This window comes from Roseomonas sp. WA12 (assembly GCF_054165765.1).
On record NZ_JBSTUI010000002.1, the window covers coordinates 536,251 to 551,343 of the forward strand.

At 65.6% G+C, this 15,093-nt stretch carries 17 protein-coding genes; 13 read left to right on the plus strand and 4 right to left on the minus strand.

Translation table 11 applies throughout. From position 1 onward, the window contains the following. Positions 1-74: 74 nt before the first annotated feature. The 6 genes from ACVBD7_RS25015 (at position 75) to ACVBD7_RS25040 (ending at position 6,213) form a co-directional block, all read left to right on the plus strand. Positions 75-992 carry a LysR substrate-binding domain-containing protein gene (locus ACVBD7_RS25015; protein WP_458098195.1) on the plus strand — a complete coding sequence of 306 codons (918 nt, stop codon included), beginning with the start codon at positions 75-77 and terminating at the stop codon, positions 990-992. Positions 993-1,237: 245 nt separating this feature from the next. Continuing rightward, on the plus strand, positions 1,238-2,080 hold the full coding sequence (locus ACVBD7_RS25020) for a tripartite tricarboxylate transporter substrate binding protein (protein WP_458098196.1): 843 nt from the start codon (positions 1,238-1,240) through the stop codon (positions 2,078-2,080). Between the two features lie 2 nt (positions 2,081-2,082). After that, positions 2,083-2,904 carry an alpha/beta fold hydrolase gene (locus ACVBD7_RS25025; RefSeq protein ID WP_458098197.1) on the plus strand — a complete coding sequence of 274 codons (822 nt, stop codon included), beginning with the start codon at positions 2,083-2,085 and terminating at the stop codon, positions 2,902-2,904. A 62-nt stretch (positions 2,905-2,966) separates the two neighbouring features. Further along, on the plus strand, positions 2,967-3,440 hold the full coding sequence (locus ACVBD7_RS25030; protein ID WP_458098198.1) for a (2Fe-2S)-binding protein: 474 nt from the start codon (positions 2,967-2,969) through the stop codon (positions 3,438-3,440). Further along, the gene (locus ACVBD7_RS25035; RefSeq protein ID WP_458098199.1) at positions 3,437-5,587 is read left to right on the plus strand and encodes a molybdopterin cofactor-binding domain-containing protein; all 2,151 of its coding nucleotides are present in this window, start codon (positions 3,437-3,439) and stop codon (positions 5,585-5,587) included. Before ACVBD7_RS25030 ends, ACVBD7_RS25035 begins: the two co-directional genes overlap by 4 nt. Then, positions 5,584-6,213, plus strand: coding sequence for a hypothetical protein (locus tag ACVBD7_RS25040; RefSeq protein ID WP_458098200.1), 630 nt, complete (start codon positions 5,584-5,586; stop codon positions 6,211-6,213). The genes ACVBD7_RS25035 and ACVBD7_RS25040 overlap by 4 nt, the downstream gene beginning before the upstream one ends. A gap of 78 nt (positions 6,214-6,291) precedes the next feature. On the opposite strand, the gene gcvA is transcribed toward ACVBD7_RS25040, so the two are convergent. Then, positions 6,292-7,173 (minus strand): transcriptional regulator GcvA, encoded by an 882-nt coding sequence (gene gcvA, locus ACVBD7_RS25045; protein WP_458098201.1) that lies wholly within the window; start codon positions 7,171-7,173, stop codon positions 6,292-6,294. A 134-nt stretch (positions 7,174-7,307) separates the two neighbouring features. Here gcvA and ACVBD7_RS25050 point away from each other — a divergent pair, with 134 nt between their 5' ends. Genes ACVBD7_RS25050 through ACVBD7_RS25080 form a run of 7 tightly spaced genes read left to right on the plus strand, consistent with a single transcriptional unit; the run spans position 7,308 to position 13,017 of the window. Next, on the plus strand, positions 7,308-7,697 hold the full coding sequence (locus ACVBD7_RS25050; RefSeq protein WP_458098202.1) for a Zn-ribbon domain-containing OB-fold protein: 390 nt from the start codon (positions 7,308-7,310) through the stop codon (positions 7,695-7,697). Next, on the plus strand, positions 7,694-8,845 hold the full coding sequence (locus ACVBD7_RS25055) for a thiolase family protein (RefSeq protein WP_458098203.1): 1,152 nt from the start codon (positions 7,694-7,696) through the stop codon (positions 8,843-8,845). The genes ACVBD7_RS25050 and ACVBD7_RS25055 overlap by 4 nt, the downstream gene beginning before the upstream one ends. Positions 8,846-8,847: 2 nt before the next feature. Further along, the gene (locus ACVBD7_RS25060) at positions 8,848-9,603 is read left to right on the plus strand and encodes an SDR family oxidoreductase (protein WP_458098204.1); all 756 of its coding nucleotides are present in this window, start codon (positions 8,848-8,850) and stop codon (positions 9,601-9,603) included. A 1-nt stretch (position 9,604) separates the two neighbouring features. After that, positions 9,605-10,405: an enoyl-CoA hydratase/isomerase family protein gene (locus ACVBD7_RS25065; protein WP_458098205.1), complete on the plus strand. Its 801-nt coding sequence runs from the start codon at positions 9,605-9,607 to the stop codon at positions 10,403-10,405. A gap of 8 nt (positions 10,406-10,413) precedes the next feature. Beyond that, complete coding sequence (locus ACVBD7_RS25070; protein WP_458098206.1) at positions 10,414-11,619, plus strand: CaiB/BaiF CoA transferase family protein; 1,206 nt, start codon at positions 10,414-10,416, stop codon at positions 11,617-11,619. Between the two features lie 34 nt (positions 11,620-11,653). After that, entirely contained in the window at positions 11,654-12,619 is a 966-nt protein-coding gene (locus tag ACVBD7_RS25075; protein WP_458098207.1) for a Bug family tripartite tricarboxylate transporter substrate binding protein, read from the plus strand. Continuing rightward, complete coding sequence (locus tag ACVBD7_RS25080; protein WP_458098208.1) at positions 12,619-13,017, plus strand: PaaI family thioesterase; 399 nt, start codon at positions 12,619-12,621, stop codon at positions 13,015-13,017. Before ACVBD7_RS25075 ends, ACVBD7_RS25080 begins: the two co-directional genes overlap by 1 nt. 164 nt (positions 13,018-13,181) lie before the next feature. On the opposite strand, the gene ACVBD7_RS25085 is transcribed toward ACVBD7_RS25080, so the two are convergent. The 3 genes from ACVBD7_RS25085 to ACVBD7_RS25095 are packed head-to-tail and all read right to left on the minus strand — an operon-like array spanning position 13,182 to position 15,039. Beyond that, a complete protein-coding gene (locus ACVBD7_RS25085; protein ID WP_458098209.1) occupies positions 13,182-14,015 on the minus strand; it encodes an oxidoreductase in 834 nt (277 codons plus the stop codon). Between the two features lie 58 nt (positions 14,016-14,073). Beyond that, positions 14,074-14,379, minus strand: coding sequence for a putative quinol monooxygenase (locus ACVBD7_RS25090; protein ID WP_458098210.1), 306 nt, complete (start codon positions 14,377-14,379; stop codon positions 14,074-14,076). A 15-nt stretch (positions 14,380-14,394) separates the two neighbouring features. After that, on the minus strand, positions 14,395-15,039 hold the full coding sequence (locus ACVBD7_RS25095) for an SDR family oxidoreductase (protein ID WP_458098211.1): 645 nt from the start codon (positions 15,037-15,039) through the stop codon (positions 14,395-14,397). Between the last annotated feature and the right edge of the window lie 54 nt (positions 15,040-15,093).

Here is a 15,093-nt window from a genome sequence, read left to right on the forward strand (position 1 = left end):
CAGGCGCTCATCGGAGTCTTTATCGCTGATAACGAGACCGATATCATACGTTTCAGTTCTCACGGAGAGATGCCTTGGAGCTGCTCAGAATGCGAGTATTCGCGAACGTTGCGGACTCCGGCAGTATCACAAAAACGGCGAGAGCGCTTAACACGACCCAGTCATCGGTCAGCCGCCAAATTGCTAGCCTGGAGGCTGAGCTGGGAGGTGCACTGTTTCATCGCAACGGGCGGGGCGTGATACTGACCGATTTTGGACAACGAATCGCTTCCCGCGTTCATGAGATTCTCGCTCAAATTGAGCAGATCAGCATCGAAGCAAGCTCCGAAGCAGGCATTCCAACAGGGGAAGTCACGATTGGAATGCTTTCAACCGTCGGCCCCACGATAGCGGCGCGGCTCCACCACGCAATCCAACGCCAGTTCCCGAAGGTTCGTCTTCAGATAGTCGACGGTTTCAGCGGGCAACTGAACGCTGCCGTGGCGGACGGCCAGTTGGATATGGCCCTGCTCTTCCGCTACGCGGTCGAGCAGATCGCGGGCGACCAGCCGATCGCCGTTCTGCATTCTTACTTGGTTGGGCCGCGTGGTGACGCGCTGACATCGGGACCTACAGTAGCGTTCTCTCGCCTATCACGCATTCCACTAGTCGTTCCGCGGCTACCCAATGGTCTGCGGCTTGCACTGGACCACTTCGCGGCAGGGGCAAGCGTTGACCTCATGATTGCTATTGAAGCTAGCTCCGTTCCTATACAGCTGGCCATCGTAGCTGAGCCGATGAACCGCACCTATGGAGTGGCGTCCTACTACGCAGTCGCTGAGGGACTGCGCCGCGACCAACTTCAGGCCGCACGGATCGTGTCTCCTGGCATTGAACGGACGCTCACCCTTGTCAGAAGTCAAAGGCGTCCTTCAACGCTCGCTACTCGCGAAGTCGCGGTCATGCTTGTAGCAATTGCCGGGGAGCTACTGGCGAACGATCCGCAGATATAGCGCCGGGCGCAAAGCTGAAATCGCGGTGCGCCGTCTTCCTCGAAAGGAGGCCCTCGCCTAGCATCAAGCCTGGGGCGCTTGCTCAGGCAGTATGGGTCCGAGGTGAGGCACAGGTGCTTACGTCGCGCAGGCATCAGTTGAAACTTGGCAGCGCGGCGGCTGTGCTGATCAGCACACGTGCCGTGGCACAAACCTACCCGACGCGACCACTCCGGTGGATTGTACCGTTTCCGCCCGGTGGCGCCATGGACGTGATGGCGCGTCTACTGGCGTCACGCATTGCCGAACGCCTGAGACAGCCGGTCGTCATTGAAAACAGACCTGGCGCCGGCGGCAATGTCGGCTCGGAGATCGTGGCCAGGGCGGCCGCAGACGGACAAGTCATGATGATCATGGGGATGGGACATGCGGTGAACGTGTCACTTTACCCGGAATTGCCCTTCGATCCGATTAGGGATTTCGAGCCGGTAAGCCTAGTTGCCCACGTACCGAACGTGCTTGTCGTCCACTCAGGCGTCAGAGCGCAGTCTCTGACAGAGCTGCTGGCTTTTGCGAAGGCGAATCCCGGCAGGCTGTCGCATGCATCCACCGGTACAGGATCATCGGGACACCTGTGTATGGAGGTCTTGAAGTCGCTGACAGGTATCGACGTTCTTGACGTGCCATACCGGGGTAGCGGTCCTGCGCTGAACGACCTTCTGGCCGGGCAGGTCGACATGATGTTCGACTCGGTCACGTCCGCCATGCCGCAGATACAGATCGGCGCCGTGCGCGCTCTGGGCGTGTCGAGCACTCGCCGCTCATTGGTCCTCCCGGCTGTACCCACGATGTCCGAAGGCGGCATCGCGAACTACGACGTTTCTCCCTGGTTCGCTGTGTTCCTGCCGGCCAGGACTCCGCGAGCGATCGTCAACACTTTGAATGAGGAGATCGCTGACGCGCTGAGCCGGCCCGACATCCGCGCCCGCTTCTCAGAAATCGGCGCCGAACCAGCGCCCAGTTCTGCCCGCGACCTAGCGGACTACGTGCGTCACGAAGTGGACCGCTGGGCAGCCCTCGTCAGGGCTCAAAACATAAAAGCTAACTAGGCATGCGACGTGGAGTTTTGCATTTTCGCCGGTTCGGACAGGGCGGCACGTCGCTCGTTTTCGTCCATGGCGTCCTGTGCAGCAGCGAGGACTGGCGGTTGCAATGGGAAGTATTGCAGGAGCACCACGATGTCATTGCTTGCGATCTTCCCGCGCACGGCGCGACGCCCGGGACGGTCGAGGATTGCTCAGTCGAGCGCTTCGGAGGCGACGTCTCCACCCTCCTAGTCGATCTCAACCTGTCTGATGTGGTTTTGGTGGGACATAGCCTCGGATGCCGAGTTGTGCTTGATGCGGCACGCCGGGAGCGTCGGCGGGTGAGAGGGCTGGTTCTCATTGACGGGAGCCGCATCGCCGTAGGCGACCCCGCGGTGGCGGAAGCGAACGTGGCCGCCATGATCGGACGTGTTGGTCCGGCGTCTTTCGTTAGGATGATGTTCGCGCAGATGTTCGTCGCCAGAGGGACGGATCAACAGAAAATTTTGTCGCGTGCTTTGAGCATGCCGGACGACATCGCCGTCGCCTTGTGGCCCCGTATGGCGCGATGGGACGCAGCCGCGCTTGAGGACGCGTTGTCGGCCGTCCGTGTGCCCCTTCTAGCCGTCCAGAGCACACGCCGGACACTCGAACTCGAGCGGATCCCGCTAGAACACGAAGAAACCACGGAGTGGCTCGAACTAGTGATGCGAACCGTACCGACCGCAGAGGTGAGAACGTTACCTGGCATTGGGCACTTCGCCCAGATCGAGGCAAGCGCGGAAGTAAACAACATGCTTGCGCAGTTCTGCGCCGATCTCCCGGCAAAACGACAGAAATTGCGCTGAGCTCCACTCTTGAAAACAGCGGAATCCTTCAACCGGTACGGTAGTCGCGGAGTTAACGAGATATGCCTATAAGACTTACGATTAACGGGGTTAGAACCGAGGTCGATGTCGAAGCAGAAACCCCGGCACTCTGGGTTCTTCGAGACATTATCGGCCTCACGGGCACGAAGTTCGGCTGCGGTATCGCCATGTGCGGGGCATGCACGATCCACGTCGACGGAGAGGCGCGGCGGTCCTGCGTGACGCCAATTTCGGAACTCTCAGAAACCGAGGTGTGGACGGTTGAGGGGTTGGCAACGAATCCGATCGGGGAGGCACTGCAGAAGGCATGGATCGAGCTGGATGTGCCGCAGTGCGGGTACTGCCAGTCCGGCCAGCTCATGTCAGCAGCGGCGCTGCTGCACGCCAATCCGGATCCGAGCGACGAGGAGATTGAGCTGGTGATGGCCGGGAACATTTGCCGTTGCGGGACCTATGGGCGGATCCGAGCCGGCATCCGACAGGTAGCGGTCAGCCTTAAGCGGGGTCGCGGATGAGCGGCGCGACGTCACGCCGCAGCGCTATCGCCGCAGGCCTTGCCATTGGCGGTGGACTCCTTGTCCGGATACCGCTCCGCACCCCAGCGTTGGCCCAGCCAGCGGCGGCACCAGCACTGAATGCCTTCGTGCGCATTCGTCCGGATGGAGCCATCACGCTGATTGCGCCCTACGTGGAGATGGGCCAGGGCGCCTACACCTCCCAGCTACAGATTCTCGCCGAGGAGTTGCGAGTCGATCCGGCGGTCGTCACGGTTCAAGCCGCGCCGGCGGACGAGGCGATCTATGGCAGTCCTCTCCTCGGCGGACAGATCACGGGCGGTTCCCTGTCGCTGCGCGGTGCCTGGGCGACGCTGAGAACGGCGGGGGCCGCTGCGCGCGAGATGTTGGTGGAGGCGGCGGCGCGGGAATGGAGCGCGCTGGCCGTTGAATGCCGGCCATCCGAGGGGGTAGTGCGGCATATTCCGAGCGGTCGTATGCTTCCCTATGGCTCGCTCGCCGCGGCCGCGGCGGCACTGCCGGTTCCAGCTTCGCCAGCGCTGACGGACCCACGCGACTTCCGGGTGGTGGGCCGATCGATTCCACGTGTGGACACGCCGAGTAAAACGACGGGCGCTGCAATCTTCGGCATCGACGTGCGCCTTCCCAGAATGCGGTTTGCCTCTGTTGCCGCGGCTCCGACCTTCGGCGGGCGCCTTGTCTCCGTCGATTCGACCGCTGCCCTCGCGGTGCCGGGCGCACTCCAGGTGGTGCAGCTCGACAACGCCGTCGCGATCGTCGCCACGAATACATTCGCGGCGCTCAAAGGGCTGGAACTTTTGGACGTTCGGTGGGACGAGGGGCCCAACGCAAAGCTTAGCACCGCCGAACTCGTGGCCGAACTAGACGCGGCCATGGGGCGGGAGGGAGTCCCCGCCGTGGTGGCCGGCGACGTAGGGCAGGCTGAAGCCGCAGCGGCTGCACAACTGTCATTCGAGTTCAGGCATCCGATACTGGCGCATGCCGCGATGGAGCCACTGAACTGCACCGTCCATGTCCGAGACGACGGCTGTGATGTGTGGGTAGGTAGTCAAGTCGTCGGGCGGGCGCAGAGGGCAGTGGCCGAAGCGATCGGCATCCCAGCGGAGCGCGTGGTTGTGCACAACCAGCTCCTTGGCGGCGGCTTCGGCCGGCGGCTCGAGGTGGACTATGTGGCGCAGGCCGCGCAGATCGCCCGCCACGTCGATGCACCCGTGAAGGTGGTCTGGAGCCGCGAGGAAGACACGCGGCAGGACTATTTCCGCTACCTGAATCACAGCCGAGTGACGGTCGGCATCGGGGCTGACGGGATGCCAGTAAGCTGGCGGCATCAGGTGGTCGGGCCCAGTGTGATGGCGCGGTTTCTGCCGGCTTACACGCGGGACGGCGTCGATCTCGACATCATTGGGGGCGCAAATGGGCCGTATCGCATACCCAATGTTCGTGTGGAGTACGTGAGGCAGGAGGCACCGGCGGGACTTTCGACCGGCAATTGGCGAGGTGTCGGAGCGACGCGCAATGTCGTGATTGTGGAGAGCGTCATCGACGCTTTGGCGGACAGGGCGGGCCAAGATCCGGTGGACTACCGCCGCGCGCTGCTCAGTGAGCCCCGCCTGGTTGCTTGCCTAGACGAAGCGGCGCGGATGGCTGACTGGGGGCGGGCGCATCGTGGGGACGGGCGTACTACCCTGGGCGTTGCGACCATGAGTGACTTCGCGAGTCATCTAGCCGTCATTGCGGAGGTCAGCGTTACATCATCCGGCGAGGTGCGTGTGCACCATATGTGGTGCGTCATTGACACGGGCATCGCGGTCCACCCGGACATCGTGCGCGCTCAGATCGAGGGCGGCGTCGTCTTCGGCCTCTCGGCCGCTCTGTGGGGACAGATCACGGTGGAGAATGGCCGGATCGTGCAGGGTAACTTCGACACTTACCGCGTCATGCGCATGAACGAGGCACCCCGAATCGACGTCCATGTGATGAGCAGTTCGGAAGACCCGGGCGGCGTTGGAGAGCCAGGCACGGCCGCCGCGATCGCGGCCGTAGCCAATGCGGTTGCCCGTGCAACTGGCGAGCGTCCGACAGCACTGCCCCTCCAACCCAAGTTGCGGCGGGAAGCCCGACTATGAAACCTTTGCGCACCGTGCTGTTGTTCGCTTCCGTGGCGGTGGTCGCGATGATCCTCGCGGCGTCTCCGTCATCACCCCAGCCGACTCCCACTCTCCAGAGCGCCGAGAGCTTTTTCGATATCCCGGATCCAGCACAGCGCTCGGTCGCCCTGTTCGGGGAGGCGATGAAGGTGATCGCCCACCCGCGCTGCCTGAACTGTCATCCGGTGAACCGCGTCCCGACGCAGGGAGACGACCTTCGCGCCCATGTGCCCCCGATCGACGCGCAGGCGAGCGGCCAGGGCCCTGCCGGGCTTTCCTGCCATGCCTGCCACCAGTCGCAGAACGTCAGCACCCATGCGGACAGCTTGGCCTCGATCCCAGGGCATCCGCACTGGCATCTTGCGCCTGCGGAGATGGCTTGGCAGGGCAGGACGGCCGCCGCCATCTGCGCTCAGATCAAGGACCCTGCGCGAAATGGGAACCGGACGCTCGCGTCGCTGCGAGAGCACATGGCGGACGACACGCTTGTTGGTTGGGCTTGGAATCCCGGGAGGGGACGAACCCCGGCACCGGGAACGCAGGCCGTGTTCGGCGGTTTGATCGAGGCTTGGATTGCGACGGGAGCCGCCTGCCCGGGAGAATAGCGTTTTGCTGAGAGGTTCACGACGGATTGGATCCCTGCCTTGGACCTAGCACCTTGCAGGGGTGATCGACGGCGTCTTTTACTCAACTTCGCCCAGTAACCATGTCCGGAATAGTCGAAAAGTTGGCTTTCGCATGCTGCCAGCGGGGTAAACGAGATAGTATGTAAATGCGCCACGATCAAAGCTTGGCCCGAACGGCTGCATCAACCGTCCGGCAGACAGGTCATCCGAAACGAGAGCCCGCTGCGCGATCATGACACCCTGCCCCTCCTGCGCAGCCTGGAGCGCCAGGGCTGAGCTGGCGAACTTCGGACCGGCATAAGGGTCGATGTGTCGGAGGTTCGCTGCCTCTAGCCAGAACCGCCAGTCGTCCGGCCGAGCAAGGGTATGAAGCAGAAGCGCGTCGCGAAGATCCAGTGCCGCCTCAAGTCCACGTTGCCTTTGATAGGTGTGGCTGCAAACCGGTATCAAGACGTTCGGCAAAAGCCGGTCACTTTCCAGGCCGGGCCAGCCACCTTCACCCAGTCGAATGGCGCAGTCGACGTCTTCCCGCCCAAAATCCACCCACTCTAGGGAAGTGGTGAGCCGCACCTCTGCGCCGGGGTTGTCAACCTGAAAACGGGAGAGCCTAGGGATCAGCCATTTCATCGCGAAGGTAGTGTAGGCACGTAGTTTCAGGATACCGGGCTCCTTCCGGCCGGTGAGTCGCCTGCTCGCCTCTCGCAAGCCTTCAAAATGCGGGGCGATCGCCGCGAGGTACTGCTCACCTTCGGCCGTCAGCGCCATAGCACTCGGCGCGCGACGGAACAGTGCCAACCCAAGATGCGTCTCGAGCACCTGTACTTGCCGGCTCACGGCTCCGGGCGTGACACGAAGTTCCAGCGCCGCCCTGCGGACGCTGCCCAGCCGTCCGGCTGCCTCAAAAGCCCGCAACGGATTGAGAGGCGGGAGAGTGTCCATCCCCGCAGCATCGGCCGAGTGTTGACCTTTGATCAACAGGTGCTGGCGAGTTTCTCGTCCTGCGTCGGCCCAGCCGCAACGCTAATCCAAGCCTAGGAACGGCTGGGTAACGACGCCCGGCAAGGAGGAACGTCATGGAGCATACGTCGGTAGTACTCGACACAATCCGCTCGCCATCGGGGACGGGCGAGCCCGCCGTTCATCTTCAGGCCTCACGAGACCTTAGAACGGGCGAAGGCGTCTTCCCGGCCATCCCCGCGACCTCTCCCAGCTCCTCCCGCTACGAAGCTCTGACGCTCTCGGATCGGGCGGCGCTCTACAGCTTCACGGTCATCCATCCCAACCCGAAGACCGGCCAAGTCCCCTTCGCGCTGGTCTACGCTGACTTCCCAGAGAAGGCGCGCGTCTTCGGCCGCTTGCGCTTGCCCGAGGGGCAGCGCCCGCGCATCGGCATGGCCCTGCGCCCGGTAGCCGACGCCACAGTCGGCTACGCCTTCATCCCCGCCCCGGAGGGCCAGTCATGAGCACCCAGGTTTACATTGCAGGCGCGGCTATGACCGCCTTCGCCCGCCATGACGGCCGGTCTATGCAGGATTTGACGCAGGAGGCGGTGCTAGGCGCGCTGGCAGATGCCGGCATCCAGGCCGGGCAGGTCCAGGCCATGTACAACGCTAACGTCTACGGCGGCATGATCCTGGGGCAGGTCTTGATGCGCGACCTCGGGATGGGCGGGCCGGCTCTTTACAACGTTGAGAATGCCTGCGCGAGCGGGGCGACCGCAGTGCATCTCGCCTCCCAGGCCCTGCAACTCGGCGTCCATGACACCGTGCTCGTCTGGGGCGTGGAGATGCTGACGAAGCTCGGCGGCGGCGCCATCCCGATGCAGCGCAACGACTACAAGACGGAACTCTATGCCAGCCAAGGGATGACGCTGCCGACCGTCTACGCAATGCGCGCCACGCGGTACCTGTACGAGCGGGACGAGAGCCCGGAGATCCTGGCGCGGGTGGCGGTAAAGAACCGTGCCCACGGCGCGCTGAACCCGCTGGCGCAGCAGCGCAGGACGGTCACGCTGGAGGAAGTGCTCGCCTCCCGCCCCGTCGCCGAGCCGCTGACCCTGCTGCAGTGCTGCCCCTCCATGGTGGACGGCGCCGCGGCGGTAGTGCTGACCACGAAGCGTCCGGCTTCAGGGCGGCCTGCTGTCCGCGTGCTCGGATCCGCCGTGCAATCCGGGCGGCTGGAGGAGGGCTGCGACGACATCCTGGATGCGGAGATCACCGCCCGCACGGCACGGCTGGCCTACGAGCAGGCCGGGCTGGGGCCCGAGGACGTGGACGTTGTGGAGCTGCACGACGCCTTCACGATCGCGGAGTTGCTCTACTACGAGGCGCTGGGCTTGGCGCCCCAGGGCGAAGGCGCGGCCCTACTGCGGCGCGGCGACACGGCGCTGGGGGGACGCGTGCCCGTCAACCCGAGCGGCGGGCTGCTGGCCAAGGGCCACCCGCTGGGCGCCACCGGCGTCGCGCAGATGGTGGAGGTGACCTGGCAGCTCCAGGGTCGCGCAGAGGGCCGTCAGGTCGAGGGTGCGACGGTCGGCCTGACCCAGTGCACCGGCGGTGGCATCGCGGGCGTGGACCACGCCGCCTCCTCTGTCCACGTGCTGGCGGCCTGACCATGGCGCAGGAAGACATCGCCGCCGTGACCGGCGGGGCTCGCGGCATCGGTTTTGGCATCGCTGGCGCCCTAGCGGAGGCTGGCTACGACGTGGCGCTGCTCGATCTCGACCCCGCGGCGCTTGAAACGGCGGCGCAGCGACTGCGCGAGGCTCATCCCGGCCGTCGCGTGCTGCCAGTGACGGTCAACGTGACTGACCGTACCCAGGTGGAGAGTGCGGTGGCGACCGTGAGCCGCGAGCTAGGGCGGCTGGACGTGCTGGTCAATAACGCCGGCATCGTGCGGGACAAGCGACTGGGGAAGATGGAAGAGGAGGACTGGGATGCCGTGATCGCGACGAATCTCCGCTCCCAGTTCCTGACCTGCAAGGCGGCGATCCCCGGCATGGTGGAGCGGGGTCACGGGCGGGTAGTGAACATCTCCTCACGCGCCTGGCTCGGAGGCTTCGGGCAGGCCAACTACTCGGCAGCCAAGGGCGGCGTCGTCAGCCTGACGCGCAGCCTGGCGATTGAGTTCGCCTCCCAGGGCGTGACGGTGAACGCCATCGCCCCCGGGATCATCGAGACGCCGATGTTCCTCGGCTTCAGGGCAGAGGTGAAGGATCGGCTAAAGAAGAGCGTTCCCATGCAGCGCATCGGCACGCCGGATGACGTGGCGCAGGCCGTGCTGTTCTTCGCCGCGCGGGCCAGCGCCTACGTGACCGGCCAGCTCCTCTACGTCTGCGGCGGCCGTAGCCTCTCGAGCCCGAGCGTCTAACATGGCCATCCACACCGCCCAAGATGGCGCAGTCGCCACGATCACGCTCGACCGGCCTGAAGCGCTGAACGCTATGGACCCGGAGGGCCAGTCTGAACTGCGCCGGCACCTGATCGCCGCACGGGACGACTCCGCCGTGCGCGTCATTGTGCTGACCGGCGCCGGGCAAAGAGCCTTCTGCGTCGGCGCCGATCTCAAGCGCACGCCGCCCGGCAGCGATCCTTACGCGGCCGCCTGGACGGCCGGCGATGAGGTCGCGATGCAGAGGGGGGCGTATGTCCGCTTCCTCAACCTGGAGCGACTGTCCATTTGGAAGCCGCTCATCGCTTCGGTGAACGGCCACTGCCTCGGCGGCGGGATGGAGCTGGCACTGCAGTGCGACCTGCGCGTCGCATCCGAAATGGCAAGCTTTGGCCTGCCTGAAGTGCGGGTGGGCAGCGTCGCCGGCGTCTGCGGGCCGCTCCTGATGCGCACCATTCCCGCCGCGCACGCCATGAAGCTGCTTATGACCGGAGCACGGATCGACGCCGCGGAGGCGCTGCGGATCGGCCTTGTCAGCGATGTCTGGTCGGCGGCCGAGCTGGGGGAACGGACGCAGGCCCTGGCCCGCAGCATCGCGGAGAACGCGCCGCTCTCGGTCGCCGCCACCAAGCGCTTGGCGCGGGAGACGGAGGTCCTACCCCGCGCTGGCCTTTTCGACCTGACGGAGATGGTGTTTGGCATGCTGAAGGACACGGAGGATCGGGCCGAAGGGCGGCGAGCCTTCGCGGAGAAGCGCACTCCGCGCTTCGTCGGCCGGTGAGCGCGTCCATGGAAGACCCGGCCCGCCACCCGCTTGAGGGCGCCCTCTCCGGTGTCCGCGTGATTGACTTTTCGCAGATTGCAGCGGGCCCGCTCTGCACCATGCTGCTCGCCGACATGGGCGCTGACGTGGTAAAGGTGGAGCCGCCAGGCGGCGACGTCGGCCGCATGCTCGGCCCGCCCTTCCTAGCTGGCGAGAGCACCGCCTTCATGTCGCTGAACCGCAACAAGCGCGGCGTGGTGATCGACCTGAAGACAAAGGCCGGGCTGCGCCAGGCTCAGCGGCTGATCGCCGGGGCGGACGTGCTGGTGGAGAGCTTCCGCCCGGGTGTCGTCGCTCGCCTGGGCATCGGCTACGAGGCCGCGATCGCTCTCAACCCACGCCTCGTTTACTGTTCCATCTCCGCCTATGGCCAGGACGGTCCTTGGGCCGGGCGGCCGGGCGTGGACGGCGTGGTGCAGGCCGTTTCCGGCCTAATGAGCATCACGGGCTGCGAGGGGGAGCCGCCCTCCAAGGTGCAGGCGCCTGTCACCGACATGACGACGGGCTACCAGGCCACCATCGCCGTGCTCGCCGCGCTGCGCCGTCGCGAGACCGGTGAACGGGTCGGCCACTTGGACGTGAACCTTTTCGCTAGTTCGCTGATGCTGCAGCAGGTGCCGCTAGCGGGTTACCTCGCCTCCGGTGAGACACCGCAGCGTTGCGGTAGCGGCGCGCCCTATGCCACCCCAAACGAGGCCTACGAGACGGCGGACGGGCACATCCTTGTCGCCGCCTACCAGGACGGGCGATGGCGCCGGCTTTGCGACGCGATCGACACGCCTGAGTTGGCGACGGAGCCCCGTTTCGTCAGCCTCCCGCAGCGAATGGCTCATCGCGGCGCCCTGACGGACGCGCTGAACGCCGTGTTCCGCCACCGACCAACGACCGAGTGGCTCGCCATCCTGGAAGCGGCAGACATTATCTGCGCGCCCGTCTCGGACTACGCTCGCCTGGCCACGTCGCCGCAACTTCAGGCAGCGGGCCTCCTCGTCGAGGCCGCTCACCCTCGGGCAGGCCGCGTGGCCATGCCGGGCTTTGCCATCGGCGGCCGTCCCATGCCCGTCCGCCTGCCGGCGCCACTCCTGGGCGAGCACGACGCCCTTCTGGGGGAGGCGTCCGACGACATCGCAGAAGCCGGGCGGCCGGCATTCGAGGCGGCACGAGCATCCTGACACGCCAGCGACATCCACGGAGGAAACATAACCAATGCTTATCAATCGGCGCACCCTGGTCGGTGCGTGCGGCCTTGCGCTTCTCGGGCGCGTTGCCCGGGCCCAGTCCTACCCGAGCCGGCCCATCAGGCTTGTGGTCCCTTACGCGCCCGGCGGCGGCACGGATATCGCCGGGCGACTGACGGCTCGGCGGCTTTCCGTTGCGCTCGGTCAGTCAGTGATGGTGGAAAACCGAGGTGGCGCGGGCGGCAACATCGGCACGCAGGCGGTCGGAGCCGGTCCAAAGGACGGTCACACCCTGCTCTTCGCCGCCAACTCCATGGTAATCAACGCGGCCCTATCTGCCAATCCGGGCTTCGACGTGCAGCGGGACCTGACCCCCATCGCGGGCGTCGCATCCACTACCGTCGCGCTGGTCGTCCGTGCAGACTTGCCGGTGAGGACGCTTCCCGAGTTCATCGCCTATGCCAAAGCGCGACCCAGTGATCTCAACCATGGCACACCTGGGCCCGGCACGCCGCAGCACCTGGCCGCCGAGCTGTTCGATCACATGGCCGGCACGCGCATCACCCACGTGCCCTATCGGGGCACCGCGCCGTCCGTCACAGGCCTGCTCGGCGGCGAGGTGCAAGTCATGTTCGCGAGCATCAGCGCGGTGGAGGGTTTCATCCGGGAAGGCCGGCTTAGGGCTCTGGCGGTGACCTCCCATCGGCGCGCCTCTGCTTGGCCCGCCCTGCCGACGATCGGCGAGGTCCTCAGCGGCTACGAATGCGACCTTTGGTACGCGCTTCTCGGGCCTAACGGCATGGCCCCGGCCAGCATTGACATCGTCGAAGTTGCTGTCGCCGAGATGATGAGAGAGCCAGAATTTGTCGAGCTGATGCGGGCCCGTGGCTTCGAGCCGGCCTACATGCCGGCGGCTCAGCTCGGCTCCGTGCTTGCCGCGGATCTCGAACGCTGGAAGCGGCTCGGCGAGGCTACTGGCATCAGGATTGAGTGATGGAGGCGTCGGAGAACCCACTCCTCGCCTTTCTTGGCATCGGGCAGCAGGCTTGGGAGACAGGGCAGGCGACCTTCGGGCTGACAGTCGGCCCGCAGCATCTCAACCGGCAGGGAAAGCTGCAAGGCGGAGTCCTGGCTACCCTGCTGGACGTTGCGTGCGGTTACGCCGGACTCTGGCGTCCGCTGGGGGAACCACCGATACAGGCCGTAACGGTGATGCTTGCTGTCAGCTATCTCGCGACCGTGCAGACGGGCCGGGTCACCGCCACGGGACGCGTTACGCGATCGGGCCGCAGGATCTATTTTGCGTCCGGCGAAGTCATCGAAGAGGATGGCACGCTGCTCGCTACCGCGCAGGGGAGCTTTCTCCGCACCGGTGGGCTCCCAGGGAACTGACAGCCAGTGCGGAGATGCCCCATGCTGCTATCCCGCGGCCATTATCGGCAGCGCGGGATTGCGTTCACCTGATGCACACGGCTCCTTGTGAGGGGCAAATCCAGGATGCCTCGGGGCAGCCAAGCAAACGTGGCTCCCCACCGGTGCTCGTCTCTCCACGCATCTCAGTCTTTGGCGAAATCGGTCGACGACGCCACTGAGCCCCACTCCACGAGGATCGCCCGATCCGCCGCATGCTTCGCCTCGATCGCGGCAACCGTGTCGCTCCCGAGCGGCAGGCGCACCGGTGGGTCGGGCGCTTCCGCGAAGGTGACCAGGACATCCGCGAGGCGCGCGGGATCGCCTGGTTGATTGTGGCTCAGCCCGGACGCGACGTTCCGAACGTGACCTGCCGTTGCTTCGTAGTCCGCGATCCGGGCTGGGCTCACCGACAGCGACGAAACGTCCAGGAAGTCGGTCCGGAAGTAGCCGGGCTCCACGACGGTGACGTGGATACCGAGCGGCGCCAGTTCGGCGTGCAGCGCTTCGGACAGGCCCTCCACGGCGAACTTGGTTGAGCTGTAAACACCGAAGCCGGCCGCACCGCGGTAGCCTCCGATCGAGGAGATGTTGAGGATGCGGCCCGACCGCGCTGCGCGCATGGACGGTAGGACGGCACGGGTGACGTTGAGCAGTCCGAAGACGTTGGTGCGGTACACAGCCTCGATCTCGGCGGCTGTGGCTTCCTCGACCGCGCCCATGAGGCCGAAACCGGCGTTGTTGAGCAGGATATCGATCTGCCCGAAGCGATCAATCGCGGCCCGAACGGAAGCGGCGGCCTGAGCCTCGTCAGTCACGTCGAGTGCGACGGGGAGGAGGTTAGGATGGTTGCCGAACCGGCTCGCGACGACCGCCGGGTTGCGGGCGGTGGCGACGACGGCGTCACCCTGGGCCAGGGCGCGCTCAGTGACTAGGGCGCCGAAGCCGCGCGAGGCGCCGGTGATGAACCAAGTCTTCAAGACGATGTTCCTTCAGGATCGTGTGAGGATTGAGAGAGAATCGACGCGTGCGCGCCTCTCAGGACCGCGACGTGACCGCGCGGCAGAAGGTCAGCCCCATCTCCCCCGCTAGCAACTCGGGAAACTGCGCCATGAGGGCGCGCGTGTGGGGCTGGGCGAAATGCGCTTCGAGGTCGGCACGGGAGCGCCAGGTCTCGTAGAGGATCCAGGTGCAGGGATCGTCAATGTCGCGGTGCAGCCGGTACTCGATCGCTCCGGCCTCCGCGAGGGTCGGTACGACGAGCTGACGCAGGCCCTCGCCCAGGGCTTCGGACTGGTCCGGCTTCGCCGTAAGTGTCGCGATCAGGGTCAGGTGCTCGGACATCTGGGATCTCCTGGTTCAGCGTGCTGCGTCGACGGGATAGGTAGCTTCCCAGGTTGAGCCCGGGTCCGTCGCGAGGCTCCAGAGGAGACCGGCCACATCCCGCGCCTCGGACGACCCGGGGCTGACCGTCGTCGCAACCGTGGCGATCGCGATCCGGATGCCGCGCGCCGCTAACGGTGCGGCGAGCCCCTGCACCACGTTGCGCAGCGCAGCCTTGCCAAGCCCCAGGCTTGCATAGTCGGCATGTGGGCTGCCGGCGAGGCCGCCGCCGGTAACGAGGATCGTGCCGCGGCGGTCGCCGAATGCGGTGACAGCGGCGCGGATCGCATGCAGACCGCCGGCGACGTTGATCGCCAGGTCCTGCGCGATCTCGTCATCGGTCATGCTAAATAGGTCCTGCTGCCGGACGACTGCGACGTTGTAGTGCACCACATCCAGGTAGCCGGTCAGGCGCTCGGCCTCGGCCATGGCGTCGCTGAGCGCGGCGGGATCGGTGGCATCGGCTGGAACGGCGTGCGCCGCAATCCCTTGCGCCCTCAGCGTCTCCTTTAGGGTGGACAGGCGGGTCGGATTTCGACCCGTCAGCACGACGTTCCAGCCGGCCTTGCCGAAGCGGTCGGCCGTCGCTTGGCCGATGCCGGGACCGGCACCGATGATCATGATAGTCTGTGGCATAGGAAGCATCCTCGGAGTGGGCGGCCGGCCGCAGGACGG